General features: G+C 71.4%; 15 protein-coding genes. 4 read left to right on the forward strand and 11 right to left on the reverse strand.

The window, feature by feature from the left end:
* The first annotated feature begins 592 nt into the window (after positions 1 to 592).
* On the forward strand, positions 593 to 1,636 hold the full coding sequence (trpS, locus tag ACWCQ1_RS14050; RefSeq protein ID WP_451026571.1) for a tryptophan--tRNA ligase: 1,044 nt from the start codon (positions 593 to 595) through the stop codon (positions 1,634 to 1,636).
* A gap of 68 nt (positions 1,637 to 1,704) precedes the next feature.
* Here trpS and proC read toward each other — a convergent pair whose 3' ends face one another.
* The 6 genes from proC to ACWCQ1_RS14080 all read right to left on the reverse strand — a co-directional run bounded on the left by proC (position 1,705) and on the right by ACWCQ1_RS14080 (position 6,026).
* Entirely contained in the window at positions 1,705 to 2,517 is an 813-nt protein-coding gene (proC, locus tag ACWCQ1_RS14055; protein ID WP_133044331.1) for a pyrroline-5-carboxylate reductase, read from the reverse strand.
* 85 nt (positions 2,518 to 2,602) lie between these two features.
* Positions 2,603 to 3,394, reverse strand: coding sequence for an ABC transporter permease (locus ACWCQ1_RS14060; protein WP_133044330.1), 792 nt, complete (start codon positions 3,392 to 3,394; stop codon positions 2,603 to 2,605).
* The gene (locus ACWCQ1_RS14065; RefSeq protein WP_358602425.1) at positions 3,391 to 4,188 is read right to left on the reverse strand and encodes an ABC transporter ATP-binding protein; all 798 of its coding nucleotides are present in this window, start codon (positions 4,186 to 4,188) and stop codon (positions 3,391 to 3,393) included. The genes ACWCQ1_RS14060 and ACWCQ1_RS14065 overlap by 4 nt, the downstream gene beginning before the upstream one ends.
* A 109-nt stretch (positions 4,189 to 4,297) precedes the next feature.
* Positions 4,298 to 5,071: a class I SAM-dependent methyltransferase gene (locus ACWCQ1_RS14070; RefSeq protein WP_451026572.1), complete on the reverse strand. Its 774-nt coding sequence runs from the start codon at positions 5,069 to 5,071 to the stop codon at positions 4,298 to 4,300.
* 81 nt (positions 5,072 to 5,152) lie between these two features.
* A complete protein-coding gene (locus ACWCQ1_RS14075; protein ID WP_451026573.1) occupies positions 5,153 to 5,656 on the reverse strand; it encodes an EamA/RhaT family transporter in 504 nt (167 codons plus the stop codon).
* A gap of 52 nt (positions 5,657 to 5,708) precedes the next feature.
* Positions 5,709 to 6,026 (reverse strand): SH3 domain-containing protein, encoded by a 318-nt coding sequence (locus tag ACWCQ1_RS14080; RefSeq protein WP_358602417.1) that lies wholly within the window; start codon positions 6,024 to 6,026, stop codon positions 5,709 to 5,711.
* Between the two features lie 182 nt (positions 6,027 to 6,208).
* Here ACWCQ1_RS14080 and ACWCQ1_RS14085 point away from each other — a divergent pair, with 182 nt between their 5' ends.
* A complete protein-coding gene (locus ACWCQ1_RS14085) occupies positions 6,209 to 8,311 on the forward strand; it encodes a serine/threonine-protein kinase (protein ID WP_451026574.1) in 2,103 nt (700 codons plus the stop codon).
* Between the two features lie 82 nt (positions 8,312 to 8,393).
* Here the strand turns inward: ACWCQ1_RS14085 and ilvD are convergent, their stop codons facing one another.
* The 4 genes from ilvD to ACWCQ1_RS14105 all read right to left on the reverse strand — a co-directional run bounded on the left by ilvD (position 8,394) and on the right by ACWCQ1_RS14105 (position 12,876).
* Positions 8,394 to 10,247: a dihydroxy-acid dehydratase gene (gene ilvD / locus ACWCQ1_RS14090; RefSeq protein ID WP_358602412.1), complete on the reverse strand. Its 1,854-nt coding sequence runs from the start codon at positions 10,245 to 10,247 to the stop codon at positions 8,394 to 8,396.
* Between the two features lie 122 nt (positions 10,248 to 10,369).
* On the reverse strand, positions 10,370 to 10,975 hold the full coding sequence (locus tag ACWCQ1_RS14095) for a TetR/AcrR family transcriptional regulator (protein ID WP_358602409.1): 606 nt from the start codon (positions 10,973 to 10,975) through the stop codon (positions 10,370 to 10,372).
* Complete coding sequence (locus ACWCQ1_RS14100) at positions 10,972 to 11,796, reverse strand: sugar phosphate isomerase/epimerase family protein (protein ID WP_133044321.1); 825 nt, start codon at positions 11,794 to 11,796, stop codon at positions 10,972 to 10,974. The genes ACWCQ1_RS14095 and ACWCQ1_RS14100 overlap by 4 nt, the downstream gene beginning before the upstream one ends.
* Before the next feature lie 147 nt (positions 11,797 to 11,943).
* Entirely contained in the window at positions 11,944 to 12,876 is a 933-nt protein-coding gene (locus ACWCQ1_RS14105) for a Ppx/GppA phosphatase family protein (protein ID WP_133044320.1), read from the reverse strand.
* 71 nt (positions 12,877 to 12,947) lie between these two features.
* On the opposite strand from ACWCQ1_RS14105, the gene ACWCQ1_RS14110 reads away from it, so the two are divergent.
* A complete protein-coding gene (locus ACWCQ1_RS14110; protein ID WP_133044319.1) occupies positions 12,948 to 13,799 on the forward strand; it encodes a hypothetical protein in 852 nt (283 codons plus the stop codon).
* 10 nt (positions 13,800 to 13,809) lie between these two features.
* Here the strand turns inward: ACWCQ1_RS14110 and ACWCQ1_RS14115 are convergent, their stop codons facing one another.
* Entirely contained in the window at positions 13,810 to 15,492 is a 1,683-nt protein-coding gene (locus tag ACWCQ1_RS14115) for a BACON domain-containing protein (RefSeq protein WP_358602404.1), read from the reverse strand.
* A 217-nt stretch (positions 15,493 to 15,709) separates the two neighbouring features.
* Here ACWCQ1_RS14115 and radA point away from each other — a divergent pair, with 217 nt between their 5' ends.
* Positions 15,710 to 17,119 (forward strand): DNA repair protein RadA, encoded by a 1,410-nt coding sequence (gene radA, locus ACWCQ1_RS14120; protein WP_133044317.1) that lies wholly within the window; start codon positions 15,710 to 15,712, stop codon positions 17,117 to 17,119.
* Positions 17,120 to 17,181: the final 62 nt, after the last annotated feature.

Below are 17,181 nucleotides of genomic sequence, written 5' to 3' on the forward strand. Positions count from 1 at the left end.
TGAGTTCTCAAGGAACGGACGCTTCCTTCGTACTCACCCTTCCGGGCTTTCCTCCGGGCGCTTCCCTTCGGTCTTGCGTTTCCGACTCTATCAGACCCTTTCGGTGTCTGATTCCCCGTCAGAGGGGGTTGTCTTCCCGACCGTTGGGCCGTTCCGACGAGTGAGACTTTAGCGGATTCCCGGCCCCCGCGCTAATCGGGGGCTCACGTCCTTTCGAACGCGGATTCCTCATTTCGCAAATACGCACGCCAATAAAACGACGGCGGCCTGTTCGACGGCAGTCGACTAGTGGTTGGTACCTGCGGAATGGCTGTCCGGGGACCGACCGGAGTCGGCTCTCACGTCGGACAACTCGAAGTACCTTACGGATCTCTCCTGGGTGTGTCAACTCGCTGCCGGTCCGCACCGTCGAGGCGTACGCTGGCTGCCATGACAACGCGTACGTGCACCCAGCAGTGGTGGGCCGCCTGACGGCGGCCGAACTCGCGTATGCACTCAACGGCCGCCGCCTCGGCGGCCGTTCTCGTATCTCCTCCGGATCTCCGAGGGGCGGCCGACCGGGACGGCGGGCGGCGACGGAGAAGGAGTGGAGATGGCACGGGTCTTCAGCGGTATCCAGCCGACCGGACACCTGACCCTGGGGAACTATCTGGGAGCCATGCGGCGGTGGGCCGCGGCGGACCAGCATCAGGCCGACGCGCTGTTCTGTGTCGTCGATCTGCACGCGCTGACCGTGGAGCACGATCCGGCGCGGGTGCGCAGACTGAGTCAGCAGGCGGCGACGCTGCTGCTGGCGTCGGGCCTGGACCCCGAGCTGTGCACCCTCTTCGTCCAGAGCCATGTGGACGAGCACGCGCGGCTGTCGTACCTGCTGGAGTGTGTGGCGACGGACGGCGAGATGCGGCGCATGATCCAGTACAAGGAGAAGGCCGCGAAGGAGTCCGCCCGGGGCAGGAGTGTCCGGCTGTCGCTGCTGACGTACCCGGTGCTGATGGCGGCGGACATCCTGGCGTACGGCACGGACGAGGTGCCGGTCGGTGAGGACCAGAAGCAGCATGTGGAGCTGGCGCGGGATGTGGCCGTGCGGTTCAACCAGCGCTACGGCCACACGTTCACGGTTCCGCGGGCGACGCTGCCGGCGGTCGGTGCGAGGGTGATGAACCTGCAGGAGCCGACGCGGAAGATGGGGAAGTCCGACGAGTCGGGCCTGGGTGTCGTCTATCTGCTCGACGAGCCGGACGTGGTGCGCAAGAAGGTCATGCGGGCCGTGACCGACAGCGGGCGGGAGGTCGTCTACGACCGGGAGGAGCGGCCCGGGCCGGCGAATCTGCTGGAGATCCTGGCCGCCTGCACAGGTGGGAACCCGGAGGACCTGAGCGGTGTATATGAGTCGTACGGGTCCTTGAAGCAGGACACCGCGGAGGCCGTGGTCGAGGTCTTGAGGCCCGTGCAGGAGAGGCACCGGGCGCTGTGCGCCGATCCTGGCTATGTGGAGGGGGTGTTGCGGGATGGTGCGGAGAAGGCACGGGCGATGGCCCGGCCGACCGTGGATGCCGCGTATCGGGCGATCGGCTTGCTGCCGGCCGTTTCGGATACCGGCGCCGCTGCCGACGTGGTGCTGAACACCGCTGGTTAGGCACGCGAGCCGACGCCGGTTTCTCCGTGCGGTCGGTCAGCCCTTCTTGCCGTCAGTCCTTCTTGCCGTCAGTCCTTCTTGCCGGAGGCCAGTTCGCGGCTGCGGTCGCGGGCGGCTTCGAGGGCGGCGATGAGGGCGGCCCGTACGCCGTGGTTCTCGAGTTCGCGGATGGCGTTGATGGTGGTGCCCGCCGGGGACGTGACGTTCTCGCGGAGCTTGACCGGGTGTTCGCCGCTGTCGCGGAGCATGGTGGCGGCGCCGATCGCGGACTGGACGATCAGGTCGTGGGCCTTGTCGCGGGGCAGGCCCAGCAGGATGCCGGCGTCGGTCATGGCCTCGACCAGGTAGAAGAAGTAGGCCGGGCCGGAGCCGGAGAGCGCGGTGCAGGCGTCCTGCTGGGACTCGGGGACGCGCAGCGTCTTGCCGACGGCGCCGAAGATCTCCTCGGCGTGGGCGAGGTGGTCGGCGGTGGCGTGGGTGCCGGCGGAGATGACGGACATCGCCTCGTCGACGAGGGCGGGGGTGTTCGTCATGACACGGACGACGGGGATGCCTGCGGCCAGGCGCTCCTCGAAGAAGGAGGTGGGGATGCCCGCGGCGCCGCTGATGACCAGGCGGTCGGCGGGGAGGTGCGGGGCGAGTTCGTCGAGGAGGGTGCCCATGTCCTGCGGCTTGACGGTGAGGATCAGGGTGTCGGCGGTCTTGGCGGCTTCCGGGTTGCTTACGGGGGTGACTCCGTAGCGGGTGCGGAGTTCCTCGGCGCGCTCCTGGCGGCGGGCGGTGACCAGGAGATCGGCGGGGGCCCAGCCGCCGCGGATCATTCCGCTGAGCAGGGCTTCGCCGATCTTGCCGGTGCCGAGGACTGCGACTTTCTGGGTCATGGCGCGGATGCCTCCGGGGGGTTGCGTCGTCCGGGTTCATCCTCGCACCGGGGGTGGGCGTGCGGCTCGGTTGTCCGGTGGGTGGTCACGCGGTGCGGCGGCGCAGGGTGGCCGCTCCGAGGCAGAGCACCAGCAGCGCGCAGCCGGCCACGATGAGGACGTCGCGTACGAAGGTGGCGGTCATGTCGGTGTGCTTGAGGACCTCGTTCATGCCGTCGACGGCGTAGGACATGGGCAGGACGTCGGAGATGGCCTCCAGGACGGGGTGCATGTCGGAGCGGGGGGTGAACAGGCCGCAGAGGAGGAGCTGGGGGAAGATCACGGCCGGCATGAACTGGACGGCCTGGAACTCGGAGGCCGCGAAGGCGGAGACGAAGAGGCCGAGGGCGGTGCCGAGCAGGGCGTCGAGGAGGGCGACCAGGAGCAGGAGCCAGGGGCTGCCGGTGACGTCCAGGCCGAGTGCCCAGAGCGCGAGGGCGGTGGCGAGGACGGACTGGATGATCGCGATGGTGCCGAAGGCGAGGGCGTAGCCGGCGATCAGGTCGCCCTTGCCGAGGGGCATGGCGAGGAGACGTTCGAGGGTGCCGGAGGTGCGTTCGCGGAGGGTGGCGATCGAGGTCACCAGGAACATGGTGATCAGCGGGAAGATGCCGAGGAGTGAGGCGCCGATGTTGTCGAAGGTGTGCGGGCTTCCGTCGAAGACGTAGCGCAGCAGGACCAGCATTACGCAGGGGACGAGGAGCATCAGCGCGATGGTGCGCGGGTCGTGGCGCAGTTGGCGCAGGACGCGGGCGGCCGTGGCGGTGGTGCGGGAGAGGTTCAGGGCGCGGGGTGCGGCGGGGTCGGCCGTCGTGGTCGGCGCGGTCGCGGTGCTCATCGGGTGGTCTCCTTCTCGCGGGCGGCCGCTGTGGCCTGGTCGACCAGGTGCAGGAAGGCTGCTTCGACGGTGTCGGCGCCGGTGCGGGTGCGCAGGGCGTCGGGGCTGTCGTCGGCGAGGATCTCGCCCTCGCGCATCAGCAGCAGGCGGTGGCAGCGCTCGGCCTCGTCCATGACGTGCGAGGAGATGAGGAGGGTGGCGCCGCGGTCGGCGGCGAGGGAGTGGAAAAGGTTCCACAGGTCGCGGCGGAGTACGGGGTCGAGGCCGACGGTCGGCTCGTCCAGGACGAGGAGTTCCGGTGTGCCCAGCAGGGCCACCGCCAGGGAGACGCGGCTGCGCTGGCCGCCGGAGAGGTTGCCGGCGAGGGCGTCGGCGTGGCTGGTGAGGTCGACGTCGGCGAGGACGCGGTCGACCTCCTGGCGCCGGTCGGCTGAGCTGCGGTTCGGGGTGAGGACCGAGGTGAAGTAGTCGAGGTTCTGGCGGACGGTGAGGTCGTCGTAGACGGAGGGGGCTTGGGTGACGTAGCCGATGTGGGTGCGCAGGGTGGGGTGGCCGGCGGGGCGGCCCAGGACCTCGAGGGTGCCGGTGACCTTGGCCTGGGTGCCGACGATCGAGCGGATCAGGGTGGACTTGCCGCAGCCGGAGGGTCCCAGCAGGCCGGTGATCTGGCCGCGCGGGACGGTGAAGCCGAGGCCGCGCAGGACGGTGCGGGGGCCGCGGACGACGGTGAGGTCTTCGGCGCGGACGGCGGGATCGCCCGAGGGGCCGCTTCGCACGGACGCGTAATTCATCATGCGATGAATAATCCTCGCGAGCGGCCGGAAGCGTCAAGTGCCGAAAGGGGTGGGCATCGCTTGCGCGCGCTTGACGCGTCGCTGGGAGGCCGGCCGCCGCGAGAGAGCCTCAGGGTGTGGCGACGATCAGCAGGACGTCGTAGACCTCCTCGACCGTGCCGTCCGGGAAGATCCGCAGCAGGTGCTCGCGCTCCTCGGCGAGGAAGGCATTGGTCTTCTCTTTGTCCTGGACGAGGAAGATCGAGTGGCTGCCGATGTTGGCGAGGTGGGTGTCGAGGGGGATCCTGCGGCTCCAGCGCACGACGCGGTGCGCGTGGGGCGGGATGTCGTCGACACCCTTGAAGGCACCCTCCGTGCGGATGGCGGCGGCGCCCTGCTTGTCGCCGTGGTGGCCGCGGAAGTGGTGCCGTATGCGTTCGGACTGCTCGGTGATCCAGGGGACGTCGGCGGGATCCCGGTTCCACCAGAGGGCGAGCGCCCCGCCGGGCCGCAGCACTCGCCGGGCCTCCGGCACCGAGCGCTCGGGGTCGGTCCAGTGCCAGGCCTGGGCGTAGGTGAGGAGGTCGACCGAGTGGTCGGCGAGCGGGAGGGCGTTGCCGTCACCGCGGACGAGGGGGACGTCGGGGAGGGTGCGGCGGAACTGGGCCGCCATGCCGTCGCCGGGCTCCACCGCGAGCACTTCGGCTCCGCGTGCGTGCAGCAGGGCGGTGGCGATACCTGTACCGGCCCCGACGTCCACGACCCGGGCTCCGGTCAGGGGGCGGCCGGCGAGTTCCTCGACGGCGTCGAAGAGGGACGGGGGGTAGGCGGGGCGGTTCGCCGCGTACTGGGCGGCGGCCGCGTTGAAGGAATGGGCCCTGGTGGCGTCCGGATACAGCGTCATACGGCCATGGTGGCCCGCGTTGGTTGCCGGGGGCAGCGAATTTGTGGTGCGCGGGGGGCGTGCGGTGCGCCCCGGTCACCACTACGAACGGCGGCGCTTCTTGGAGGGGTTGCCGGTGCGGCGGACGGTGCGCTTCTCGTGCTGCTCGACGGCGGCCTCGTACTCGTCGCGGTGGAGCGTCTCGCCGGGGGCCTCGGTGAGAGAGCGGAAGAAGTAGGCGAGGAGGGAGCCGACGAAGCCGATGGCGAGCAGGCCGCGCAGGGAGGCCTGGCGGTCGGGGTCGGGGCGCCGGTTGAAGGAGTCCCAGGTGTGGCGGAAGGCCAGCGCGCTGCAGACGGCGAACATGACGACGACCAGCGCGGTGACGAAGGCGCCGCTGTCGGCGATCTGGAGCCCCTGGTAGGCGAAGTCGAGGACGAGGCAGGCGGCCACGGCGGCGGCGAGGGAGCCGGTGGCCGCGCCGACGCGGCGGAGGGCGTAGCCGTTGTCGTGGTTCACCCAGGTCGTGCCGAAGAAGCGGATCGGTTCTGGGCGGGGACCGGTGGAGCCCGCCGGGGCTGCCGGGGTGCCGTTATCGTCGCTCACGTGACGATTATGGCTCCGGGGCCGGGGCGGGCTTCCTCGGGGACCGGACGGGTCAGCCGCAGCGGGAGGCCACGTAGCCGTCGCTGCCTGTGAGGACGTAGGCGTCGGAGACGAATTCGCCGTCGTCGATGTTGTCCCAGATGTTCGAGGTGCCGTACGGACCGGTCACGTTCGTGCCCGGTGTCTGGCAGAAGATGGGGACCTGCGCTCCTTCGGGCAGGACACGGACGATGCCGTACTGAGTCCCCGGGCCGCGACGGACGTTGAGACGGACGCCGGGTGCCACCGGGTAGTAGTGCAGTGCGGCGGCCGCCGTCGCGACGGCCTCGCCCTTGTTGCTCTCGGCCTCGCCGAGCTGGTCGACAGACATGGAAAACCTCCCCCGTTGAGCCCCATGAATGCCATGGGGCCCCGTTGATTCCCCGAAAACGCGCCATGAAACACATGTACGTAACTCGCTCACGAACGCCAGCAAGCCGCCTCGGTCTCGTACGAGTCATCGACTAGGCTCCGTGCGTCGCGCGTGCGGACGAACAGCACGGGGGAGGTCCCATGGCGCCTGGGCGCAACACCGGAGCGGGCGCGGAAGCGGAACTTCCCGACTACGCCGGTCACTACCGCTTGGAGTCCTGCCTGGGCTCGGGCGGCATGGGAGTCGTGCATCTGGCCCGCAGCACGTCCGGGATGAAGCTCGCGGTGAAGGTCGTACATGCGGAGTTCGCCAAGGACCCCGAGTTCAGGGGCCGTTTCCGGCAGGAGGTCGCCGCGGCGCGGCGGGTGAGCGGCGCTTTCACCGCGTCCGTGGTGGACGCCGATCCGGAGGCCGAACGGCCTTGGATGGCCACGCTGTTCATTCCGGGACCGACGCTTTCCGATCATGTGAAGCGGAACGGGCCGATGGCTCCCGCCCAGTTGCGCCGGCTGATGGCCGGGCTGGCTGAGGCGCTGCGTGACATCCACCGGGTCGGAGTCGTGCACCGGGACCTGAAGCCGAGCAACGTGCTGCTCGCCGAGGACGGGCCGAAGGTCATCGACTTCGGCATCTCTCGGCCAAAGGACAGCGAACTGCGCACCGAGACCGGGAAGTTGATCGGTACGCCGCCCTTCATGGCACCCGAGCAGTTCCGGCGGCCACGGGAGGTCGGGCCCGCCGCCGACGTCTTCGCGCTCGGTTCCGTCCTGGTGCACGCGGCCACGGGACGCGGCCCGTTCGACTCCGACAGCCCATACGTGGTCGCCTACCAGGTCGTCCACGACGAGCCGGATCTGACCGGCGTACCGGAGGATCTGGCGGAGCTGGTGTCGCGCTGCCTGGCCAAGGAACCGGAGAGTCGGCCCACCCCCGACGAGTTGATGCGGGAACTCCGGTCGGTCGCGGCCTCGTACGACACCCAGGCGTTCATACCGGCGCAGCGGGCCGGCGACGAGCCACCACCGCCGGTCCCGCCCCGCGCCGAGAAGCCGGCACGACCGCCCGCGCGGCCCGGCCGGCGCCGGAGGGTGCTGCTCGCCGCCGGGGCTCTCGTCCTCGTCGCGAGTGGCGTGCTCACCTCCGTCCATCTGCTCGGCGACAAGCCCGCCGCCTCGCACGGCACAGCACGCCCGACCGCCCCGGCGAAGTTCCGTGCCTGGGCTGCGGATCCGGTGTCGGGGAGCGGTGCGGTGCGGTGCTCGTACGGAGCGGGAAGGCTGCTCTGCGCCCGGCCCGGCGTCGTGTTCGCCCTCGACCCGTCCGACGGGGGTCTGCTGTGGCGGCACGCCGCCGGCACGACACGCTGGAGCACTCCTCCGGTCCTGTCGGGTGGTCTCGTGCAGCCGCTTCCCGACCATGGCCGGCACCTTGAAGCCCTGGATCCCGCTTCGGGCAAGGCCCGTTGGGAGCGGGACGTCCGCGCGTACACCCTGGCGCAGCCGGTCGGCGGCATGATCCTGCTGACTCACGCGGACGGCACGGTCAGCGGCGTGGACAGCGCGTCGGGCGAGACGAAGTGGTCCCGGCCCATCGCGGACGACCATGCGTCGGCCTTCAGCTCCTTCGCCGGCGACCCGCTGGCCTACATGGTCAGCATCTCCGCCCAGGGGACGAGCACGCATGTCACCGCCGTGGATCCCACCACCGGTGACGTCCGATGGGACGCCCATCTGAAGGGCTCGCTGGAACCGGCCGGAACCTCCGGCGGCTCGGTCTTCTTCCTCGCCGCCGACCCGGTCTACGGCGACACCCAGGCGGTGGTCCGCTACAACCCCCGATCCGGGGCGACGCGCAGGGTCGCCCTGCCCGTGCGCCGTCAGAGTGCCCACGCCGGCGTGCGCGGCGACGTCGTCTATCTGCTGGCCGCCGGCGGTTCGCTGGCAGCCGTCGACACGCACTCCGGCAAGCAGCTGTGGACCATCGAGACCTCCGTGAGCCGGGGCTCCGCTCCCGTCTCCGACGGCCGTTACGTGTATGTCAGCGCCGCCGACGGACGCCTGCTCGCGGTGGACGCCCGCAAGGGGACACTCGCCGGTCAGACCCCGGCGCGGCTCGGCGCGAGCACGGGCCAAGTGGTGACCGCCGCCCTCCCCACCCCCGTCCTGACCCACAACCACGTCTACGCCACCGCCCCCGACGGCACCGTCTTCGCTGTGGATGCGCGGGATCCGTCGAGCTGGTGAGGCGGCGGGGGCGTCGTGGGACGTGGAAGGGGCCGCCCCCGGCAGGGACGGCCCCGCGACAGTCTCCGTTACGGCGGCGGCCTCAGCCCAGCTTTGAGACGTCCCGCACCGCGCCCTTGTCCGCGCTCGTCGCCATCGCCGCGTAGGCCCGCAGGGCCGCTGAGACCTTGCGTTCGCGGGACTTGGGGGCGTAGACCCCGCCGAGGGCCTGCTCGCGGCGGGTGAGTTCCTCCGGGGTGACCAGGAGCTCGATCGTGCGGTTCGGGATGTCGATGCGGATGCGGTCGCCGTTCTCGACGAGGGCGATCGTGCCGCCGGACGCCGCCTCGGGCGAGGCGTGGCCGATGGACAGGCCCGACGTGCCGCCGGAGAAGCGGCCGTCGGTGATCAGGGCGCAGGTCTTGCCGAGGCCGCGGCCCTTCAGGAAGGACGTCGGGTAGAGCATCTCCTGCATGCCGGGGCCGCCCTTGGGGCCCTCGTAGCGGATGACGACCACGTCGCCGTCCGTGACCTGCTTGTTGAGGATCTTCTCGACGGCCTCTTCCTGCGACTCGCAGACGACCGCCGGGCCCTCGAACGTCCAGATGGACTCGTCGACGCCGGCCGTCTTCACCACGCAGCCGTCGACCGCGAGGTTGCCCTTGAGGACCGCGAGGCCGCCGTCCTTGGAGTACGCGTGCTCGACGGAGCGGATGCAGCCTTCCGCCGCGTCCTCGTCCAGGGCCTCCCAGCGCTCGGACTGGGAGAAGGCCTCGGCGGAGCGGACGCAGCCGGGGGCCGCGTGCCACAGTTCGACCGCCTCGGGCGACGGGGAGCCGCCGCGCACGTCCCACGTCTTCAGCCAGTCGGCCAGGGACGGGCTGTGGACGGAGTGGACGTCCTCGTTGAGGAGGCCTCCGCGGTGCAGCTCGCCGAGCAGGGCGGGGATGCCGCCCGCGCGGTGCACGTCCTCCATGTAGTACGTACGGGTCTTCGCGACGTTCGGGGCGACCTTGGCGAGGCAGGGCACGCGGCGCGAGACCGCGTCGATCTCGTTCAGGCCGAAGGGGACGCCCGCCTCCTGGGCCGCGGCCAGCAGGTGCAGGATCGTGTTGGTCGAGCCGCCCATCGCGATGTCCAGCGCCATCGCGTTCTCGAAGGCCGCGAAGGTGGCGACGGAGCGCGGCAGGACCGTGTCGTCGTCCTGCTCGTAGTAGCGGCGGGTGATGTCCATGACCGTCCGCGCGGCGTTGACGTACAGCTGCTTGCGGGCCGTGTGGGTGGCCAGGACCGAGCCGTTGCCGGGGAGGGAGAGGCCGATGGCCTCCGTCAGGCAGTTCATCGAGTTGGCGGTGAACATGCCGGAACAGGAGCCACAGGTCGGACAGGCGTTCTCCTCGATGCGGAGGATGTCCTCGTCCGAGATCTTGTCGTTGACGGCGTCGGAGATCGCGTCGACGAGGTCGAGCGTGCGGACCGTGCCGTCGACGAGGGTCGCGCGACCGGCCTCCATCGGGCCGCCGGAGACGAACACCGTCGGGATGTTCAGGCGCAGGGCCGCCATCAGCATGCCCGGCGTGATCTTGTCGCAGTTGGAGATGCAGACCAGGGCGTCGGCGCAGTGCGCCTCGACCATGTACTCGACGGAGTCCGCGATCAGGTCGCGGGAGGGCAGGGAGTACAGCATGCCGCCGTGGCCCATCGCGATGCCGTCGTCCACGGCGATCGTGTTGAACTCGCGCGGGATGCCGCCAGCCTCGGTGATCGCCTCGCTGACGATCCGGCCGACCGGCGCCAGGTGCGTGTGGCCCGGCACGAACTCGGTGAAGGAGTTGGCGACCGCGATGATCGGCTTGCGGCCGATGTCCGCACCGGGTACACCGGAGGCGCGCATAAGGGCGCGGGCGCCCGCCATGTTGCGGCCGTGGGTGACTGTGCGGGACCTCAGCTCGGGCATCGTCGCTCGCTCCTTCAGACAGATAGGGCTGCTAACGAGACTACGCCCGTCATCCAGGGGTCGGGACGCGGTGTCCGGAATGCGGGACGACCGTCTCGGCGGCCCCCACCGGGGCCGTACCGTCAGCTCCCGGTCAGATGCCCCTGTACCACCGGCGCCACCCGCGCGATCACCTGCTCCACGTCCGCCGAGGCCAGCGGCTCCAGCTTGATCACGTACCGCATCATCGCGCACCCCACCAGCTGCGCGGCCGCCAGTTCGGCGCGCAGCTCGGCGTCCGGGGCGTCCAGCTGGGCGGCGACGCGGCGCAGCAGCTGGGAGGCGACCAGGCGGCGGAAGACGGCGGCGGCGGTCTCGTTGTTGACGGCGGAGCGCAGGATCGCCAGCAGGGGCGTACGGGTCGTCGGGTTCTCCCAGACGCCGAAGATGAACCGGGTCAGACGCTCCCCGACGCCGTCGAGGGGGCCGTCGGCCAGCGCCTCGGGCGCATGCAGCGCGGGGGCGAAGGCGACCTCGATCGCCGCCGCGAAGACCTGTTCCTTGGTGCCGAAGTAGTGGTGCACCAGCGCGGAGTCCACGCCGGCCGCCTTCGCGATCCCCCGCACGGACGTCTTGTCGTACCCGCGTTCGGAGAACTCCTCGCGGGCCACGGTCAGGATCCGGTCCCGGGTGTCGGCGGATTCGGTACGGGGGCGACGTCCCCGGCGCCGGGAGGCGGTGTCGGTCACGGCCGGGGCACCTTCACCGCCGACGCGAGGTGCAGCCGTGTGAAGGCCAGCGCCTCCGCGAGGTCGGCCTCGCGTTCGGCGCCTGACATGGCGCGCCGGGTGTTGACCTCGATGACGACATGGCCGTCGAAGCCGGTCAGCGCGAGCCGTTCCAGCAGCTCGGCGCAGGGCTGGGAGCCGCGGCCGGGAACCAGGTGCTCGTCCTTCGCCGACCCCTTGCCGTCGGCCAGGTGGACATGGCCCAGGCGGTCGCCCATGCGGTCGACCATGTGCATGGCGTCGGAGCGGGCCGTGGCGCTGTGACTGAGGTCGATCGTGAAGTGGCGGTAGTCCTCCTTCGTCACGTCCCAGTCGGGGGCGTACGCGAGCATCTCGCGGTCGCGGTAGCGCCAGGGGTACATGTTCTCGACGGCGAATCGCACGTCCGTCTCGTTCGCCATGCGCCAGATCCCGGTGACGAAGTCACGCGCGTACTGGCGCTGCCAGCGGAACGGCGGGTGCACGACGACGGTGCTCGCGCCGAGCTTCTCGGCCGCCGCCCGGGCGCGCTGCAGCTTGACCCAGGGGTCGGTCGACCACACGCGCTGGGTGATGAGCAGACAGGGGGCGTGGACGGCCAGGATCGGGATGCGGTGGTAGTCGCTGAGTCTGCGCAGCGCCTCGATGTCCTGGCTGACCGGGTCAGTCCACACCATGACCTCGACTCCGTCGTACCCGAGGCGCGCGGCGATCTCGAAGGCCGTCGCCGTGGACTCCGGGTACACCGAGGCCGTGGACAGCGCGACCTTCGCATCCGGGATGCACACGACTGGCTCCGCCATGCGGACAGGGTACGGGGTGCGGGGGGTTGGGGGCCGCGCGCCCATACGCCGTTGTGGGATTCGCCACGGGCGGGTGCGGGTTCGTGGGGGCTTGTCGCGCCCCGCGACGGAGTCGCTGATGTCACAGCCCCGCGCCCTTTGGGGGCGCTACACGGACCCCATGTGATCGAGGCGACGCAGAATGACGCCCTCCCTGAGCGCCCAGGGGCAGATTTCCACGCTCTCCACGCCGAAGAGGTCCATCGCGCCCTCCGCCACCAGCGCACCGGCGAGAAGCTGTTCCGCGCGCCCCTCCGACACTCCAGGCAACTCCGCCCGCTGGGCCGTGGGCATTCCCGCCAGCCTCGGCACCCAGGCCTCAAGCGACTCGCGCTTCAGCTCTCGCTGGACGTACAGGCCCTCGGTCGATCGGGCCGCGCCGGCGATGCGGGCCAGTTGCTTGAAGGTCTTGGACGTGGCGACCACGTGGTCGGGGGCGCCGAAGCGGCTGAACTCGCCCACGGTGCGGGCTATCTGGGCGCGGACATGGCGGCGCAGGGAGCGTATGGACTCCGCGTCCGGGGGGTCGCCGGGGAGCCAGCCCGCGGTGAGGCGGCCAGCGCCGAGGGGGAGGGAGACGGCGGCGTCGGGTTCCTCGTCGATGCCGTAGGCGATCTCCAGGGAGCCGCCGCCGATGTCCAGGACGAGCAGCTTGCCCGCGGACCAGCCGAACCAGCGGCGGGCCGCGAGGAAGGTGAGCCGGGCCTCCTCCTCGCCGGTGAGGACCTGCAGCTCGACGCCGGTCTCGGCCTGCACGCGCGCGAGGACCTCATCGGCGTTGCTGGCCTCGCGCACGGCGGAGGTGGCGAAGGGGAGGAAGTTCTCCACGCCCTTGTCCTCGGCGGCCTGCAGACAGCCCTGGACGACGTCGATCAGTTTTTCGACACCCGCGGGGCCGATCGCTCCGCTGTCGTCGAGGAGTTGGGCAAGGCGCAGTTCCGCCTTGTGCGAGTGCGCGGGCAGCGGGCATGCGCCGGGGTGCGCATCCACCACCAGCAGATGCACCGTGTTCGATCCCACGTCGAGGACACCGAGTCTCATGTACGGAACGCTACTGCCACCTGGGCGGTCCTCCGTATTCCATGGGGCTGCGGGGGCCGTACGCTGGTCCTGTGCCAAAGACGAAAAGGGCGAAGGACGACAAGTCCGCCAAGGGTTCTTCACAGGTGAAGCCAGCGAAGAAGTCGAAGCCGCGGAAGCAGCAGCTCCGGGAGGCCGACGAGAAGGGCCTCGACTTCCCGCGCGCGTGGGTGGAGTTCCCTGATCCGGCGGACGACGAGCAGGTCTTCCGGTGCGATCTGACATGGCTGACCTCCCGCTGGAACTGCGTCTTCGGCAGCGGCTGCCAGGGCATCCAGGCCGGCCGCGCGGACGACGGGTGCTGCACGTTGGGTGCCCACTTCTCCGACGAGGACGACGAGAAGCGCGTAGCCGAGCATGTGGCGAGGCTCACCCCGGACATCTGGCAGCACCACGACGAGGGGCTGCGGGGCGGCTGGGTCTCCGAGGACGAGGACGGCGACCGGCAGACCCGCCCCTACCAGGGCTCCTGCATCTTCCAGAACCGCCCCGGGTTCGCGGGCGGCGCGGGCTGCTCGCTGCACATCCTGGCCCTGCGGGAGGGCCGCGAGCCGCTGGAGACCAAGCCGGACGTGTGCTGGCAGCTGCCGATCCGGCGGACCTACGACTGGATCGACCGGCCCGACGACACGCGGGTGCTGCAGGTGTCGATCGGTGAGTACGACCGCCGGGGCTGGGGTCCGGGCGGCCATGACCTGCACTGGTGGTGCACGTCGGCGACCTCGGCGCACGGCGCGGGTGAGCCCGTGTACGTGTCGTACCGGGCGGAGCTGACCGAGCTGATGGGCAAGGCCGGCTACGACCGTCTCGTGGAGCTGTGCGAGCAGCGGCTGGCCTCGCAGCTGCCGTTGCTGGCGCCCCATCCCGCCGATCCCGTCGCCTGAGACCCGCGGCCTACGACACGGTCGAGCTCGGCGTGCCGCTGTCGGGCGGCGGCGTCGAGCCGCCCGGGTCGGACGGGCCGGAGCCGGTGGGTGTCGGGGTCGGGTCGGGGGACGAGGGCGGGTCGCTCGGCGGCGGGTCGGCGGGTGGCGTGCTCGTCGGGGTCGGGTCCGGGCCGGCCGGGGGCGGGCCGCTGGGGCTGCCGTGGCCGGAGGGGCCGGGCGCGGTGCCGTAGCCGCCGATGGAGACGACGGCGCCGGCCGGCGCGATCGCCACGCGCGCGCTCCAGGGGCCGGACGGCTCGCGCAGATGGTCGACGTACACCTTGATCGTCAACGTCTGGCCCGGTGCGAGGGTTCCCGAGGACCGGCTCAGGTAGAGCCAGGCGGCGCTCGTGCTCGCGGACCAGCGCACCGGCGCGGAACCGGTCGCGGCGAGGGTGACGAGGGTGGTGTCGCCGTCGTTGGCCGCCGACACGTCGAGGTGGCCCGTGTCCTTGCGGCCGGCGCCGGCGACGCTGATGACCTCCACGGAGACGTCGGGCTTGGCGTCCTTGCGGAAGCGGCTGTCGGGTCTGGTGCTGGCGTTCCCGGCGTTCTCGTAGCCGGAGCCGGCCGCCTCCCCGTCGAGGGTGCCGGGGCCGTGCGCCTCGCTGGCGGTGGCGGAGCGGCCGTCGGCGCCCTCGGTGTCGGGCGCGCCCCGGTAGGCGGCCCACAGGGCGATCACTGGGGCGGCGACGACGGTGGCGACGACGGTCGTGGTGACGGCACGCGCGCGCAGCCGGTCGCGGCGGGCGGCGCGGTCCTTGGGGTCCATGGGGAAGCCGCGCCGGTCGAAGCGCGGTACGGCGGCGCCACGCGCGCGTGCGTGGTGCGCGAGCGCCATGTGCAGCTCCGCGCGCGGGGCCTCCAGGACGGGCAGCTCGGCCGGGGTGACCGTCGCGCCTGGCCAGCGGCCGGGGATGGCCCGCTCGGCGCCGCGACGGCAGCGCGGGCAGTCGTCGACGTGCCGGACGAGTTCCTTGCGCAGGGCGGAACTGAGCACGAGCTGCTGGTCGCCGGTGAGCCGGGCGACGCCGGGGCAGCCGCCGCTCTCCACGACGGCGAGGGCGGCGCGGGTGCGCTCCACCTCGCAGGCCGCGGCCGCAAGCAGCTCGCGGGCGGCCGCGAGGTCCATGCCGATCACGGCGGCGACCTCATGGGCGGCGAGCTGGTGGCGCACCGCGAGCTCCAGCGCCTCACGCTGCTCCGGGGTGGTGCCGGCGGCCTCCGGCCAGGCGAGCAGGGCGAGTTCACGCCGGCGCTCCTCCTGGACCTCCTCGGCGACCGGCGGTTGCTGCGGCTCGGCGGCCGAGCGGCCCGCCGCGTGCGTGCCCTGACGTTTCTGCTTGGCCTCGGCCAGCTTGCGCAGACACGCCCAGCGGGCCAGCGCGTACAGCCACGCCCGGCGGTCGGCGGCCGACTGCGGGCCGCGGCGCTTCTCGGCGAGCGCGAGGACGTCGCCGACGGCCTCGGTCGCGGTGTCGTGGTCGCACAGCACGGACAGGCAGTAGGTGAACAGCCCGTCCAGATACGGCTCGTAGCGCACGGGCGGCCGCTGCGCCAACGTGCGCGCCGCGGCACGGTCACGCGCCTCCCGGCGCGCCCGGTGTGCGCCGGTGGTGCGGGTCGAGGTCTGCGGAGTGCTGCTCATCATCCGTGGACCGTAGGGGGCGGAGAGCAGGGCCTTCTGCCCCCTTGAACACATTTACTCCGTACGGGTGAAACGATCCCTCAATCGGGGACAGGAACGGTTCGGTCCGCGGCCGGCTCGGGCTGCGGCCGACCGGTTCGGCCCGGCGCGGGGGCTCGTCGGCGCCGTTCGCGGCACCGACGAGCCCTCGTTGTCAGTGGCGGCGGTTACGGTTCTCGACATGGCTGCCCGTACCAAGACCACCAAGGACCGCCCGTCCTACCGCTGCACCGAGTGCGGCTGGCAGACGGCCAAGTGGCTCGGTCGCTGCCCCGAGTGCCAGGCGTGGGGGACGATCGAGGAGTACGGCGCGCCCGCGGTCCGTACGACGACACCGGGGCGGGTGACCACCTCCGCGGTGCCCATCGGCCAGGTCGACGGCCGGCAGGCCACGGCCCGCTCCACCGGCGTGCCCGAGCTGGACCGGGTGCTCGGGGGCGGTCTGGTGCCCGGCGCGGTGGTGCTGCTCGCGGGTGAACCCGGTGTGGGCAAGTCCACGCTCCTGCTGGACGTGGCGGCCAAGTCGGCGAGCGACGAGCACCGCACCCTCTACGTCACCGGTGAGGAGTCGGCGAGCCAGGTCCGGCTGCGCGCCGACCGCATCAAGGCCATCCACGACGATCTGTATCTCGCCGCCGAGACCGATCTCGCCGCCGTGCTCGGCCACTTGGACGCGGTGAAGCCCTCCCTGCTCATCCTCGACTCCGTGCAGACCGTGGCCTCCCCCGAGATCGACGGCGCCCCCGGCGGCATGGCGCAGGTGCGCGAGGTCGCCGGCGCGCTCATCCGCGCCTCCAAGGAGCGGGGCATGTCCACGCTGCTTGTGGGCCATGTCACCAAGGACGGCGCCATCGCGGGTCCCCGGCTCCTGGAACACCTCGTGGACGTCGTCCTGAACTTCGAGGGCGACCGGCACGCGCGTCTGCGCCTGGTGCGAGGCGTCAAGAACCGGTACGGCACCACGGACGAGGTCGGCTGCTTCGAGCTGCACGACGAGGGCATCACGGGCCTCGCCGACCCGAGCGGACTTTTCCTGACACGACGTGACGAACCGGTCCCGGGCACCTGTCTGACGGTCACCCTGGAGGGCCGCCGCCCCCTGGTCGCCGAGGTCCAGGCGCTCACCGTCGACTCGCAGATCCCCTCCCCCCGCCGCACCACCTCCGGCCTGGAGACCTCCCGCGTCTCGATGATGCTGGCCGTCCTGGAGCAGCGGGGCCGGATCAGCGCGCTCGGCAAGCGGGACATCTACTCCGCGACGGTCGGCGGTGTGAAGTTGTCCGAGCCCGCCGCCGACCTCGCGATCGCCCTCGCGCTGGCCTCCGCCGCAAGTGACACCCCGCTGCCGAAGAACCTCGTCGCGATCGGCGAGGTGGGCCTCGCGGGCGAGGTCAGACGGGTCACGGGCGTCCAGCGCCGGCTCGCCGAAGCACACCGTCTGGGCTTCACGCACGCCCTGGTGCCGGGTGATCCGGGCAAGATCCCGACGGGCATGAAGGTCCTGGAAGTGGCGGACATAGGGGACGCCCTGAGGGTCCTTCCCCGCTCTCGTCGCCGAGAGGCCCCACGGGACGAGGAGGACCGCCGGTAGACTTTGCCCTGGTCTCGCCCGCCTGTACGAACAGAATGTGCGACACGGGGGCGCCCCAGAAC

Source organism: Streptomyces sp. NPDC002144 (assembly GCF_053593695.1).

Coding starts and splice junctions, on each gene's coding strand:
- trpS (WP_451026571.1), top strand. CDS start 593: ATGGCACGGGTCTTCAGCGGTATCCAGCCGACCGGACACCTGACCCTG.
- proC (WP_133044331.1), bottom strand. CDS start 2,517: ATGACCCAGAAAGTCGCAGTCCTCGGCACCGGCAAGATCGGCGAAGCC.
- ACWCQ1_RS14060 (WP_133044330.1), bottom strand. CDS start 3,394: ATGAGCACCGCGACCGCGCCGACCACGACGGCCGACCCCGCCGCACCC.
- ACWCQ1_RS14065 (WP_358602425.1), bottom strand. CDS start 4,188: ATGATGAATTACGCGTCCGTGCGAAGCGGCCCCTCGGGCGATCCCGCC.
- ACWCQ1_RS14070 (WP_451026572.1), bottom strand. CDS start 5,071: ATGACGCTGTATCCGGACGCCACCAGGGCCCATTCCTTCAACGCGGCC.
- ACWCQ1_RS14080 (WP_358602417.1), bottom strand. CDS start 6,026: ATGTCTGTCGACCAGCTCGGCGAGGCCGAGAGCAACAAGGGCGAGGCC.
- ACWCQ1_RS14085 (WP_451026574.1), top strand. CDS start 6,209: ATGGCGCCTGGGCGCAACACCGGAGCGGGCGCGGAAGCGGAACTTCCC.
- ilvD (WP_358602412.1), bottom strand. CDS start 10,247: ATGCCCGAGCTGAGGTCCCGCACAGTCACCCACGGCCGCAACATGGCG.
- ACWCQ1_RS14100 (WP_133044321.1), bottom strand. CDS start 11,796: ATGGCGGAGCCAGTCGTGTGCATCCCGGATGCGAAGGTCGCGCTGTCC.
- ACWCQ1_RS14105 (WP_133044320.1), bottom strand. CDS start 12,876: ATGAGACTCGGTGTCCTCGACGTGGGATCGAACACGGTGCATCTGCTG.
- ACWCQ1_RS14115 (WP_358602404.1), bottom strand. CDS start 15,492: ATGATGAGCAGCACTCCGCAGACCTCGACCCGCACCACCGGCGCACAC.
- radA (WP_133044317.1), top strand. CDS start 15,710: ATGGCTGCCCGTACCAAGACCACCAAGGACCGCCCGTCCTACCGCTGC.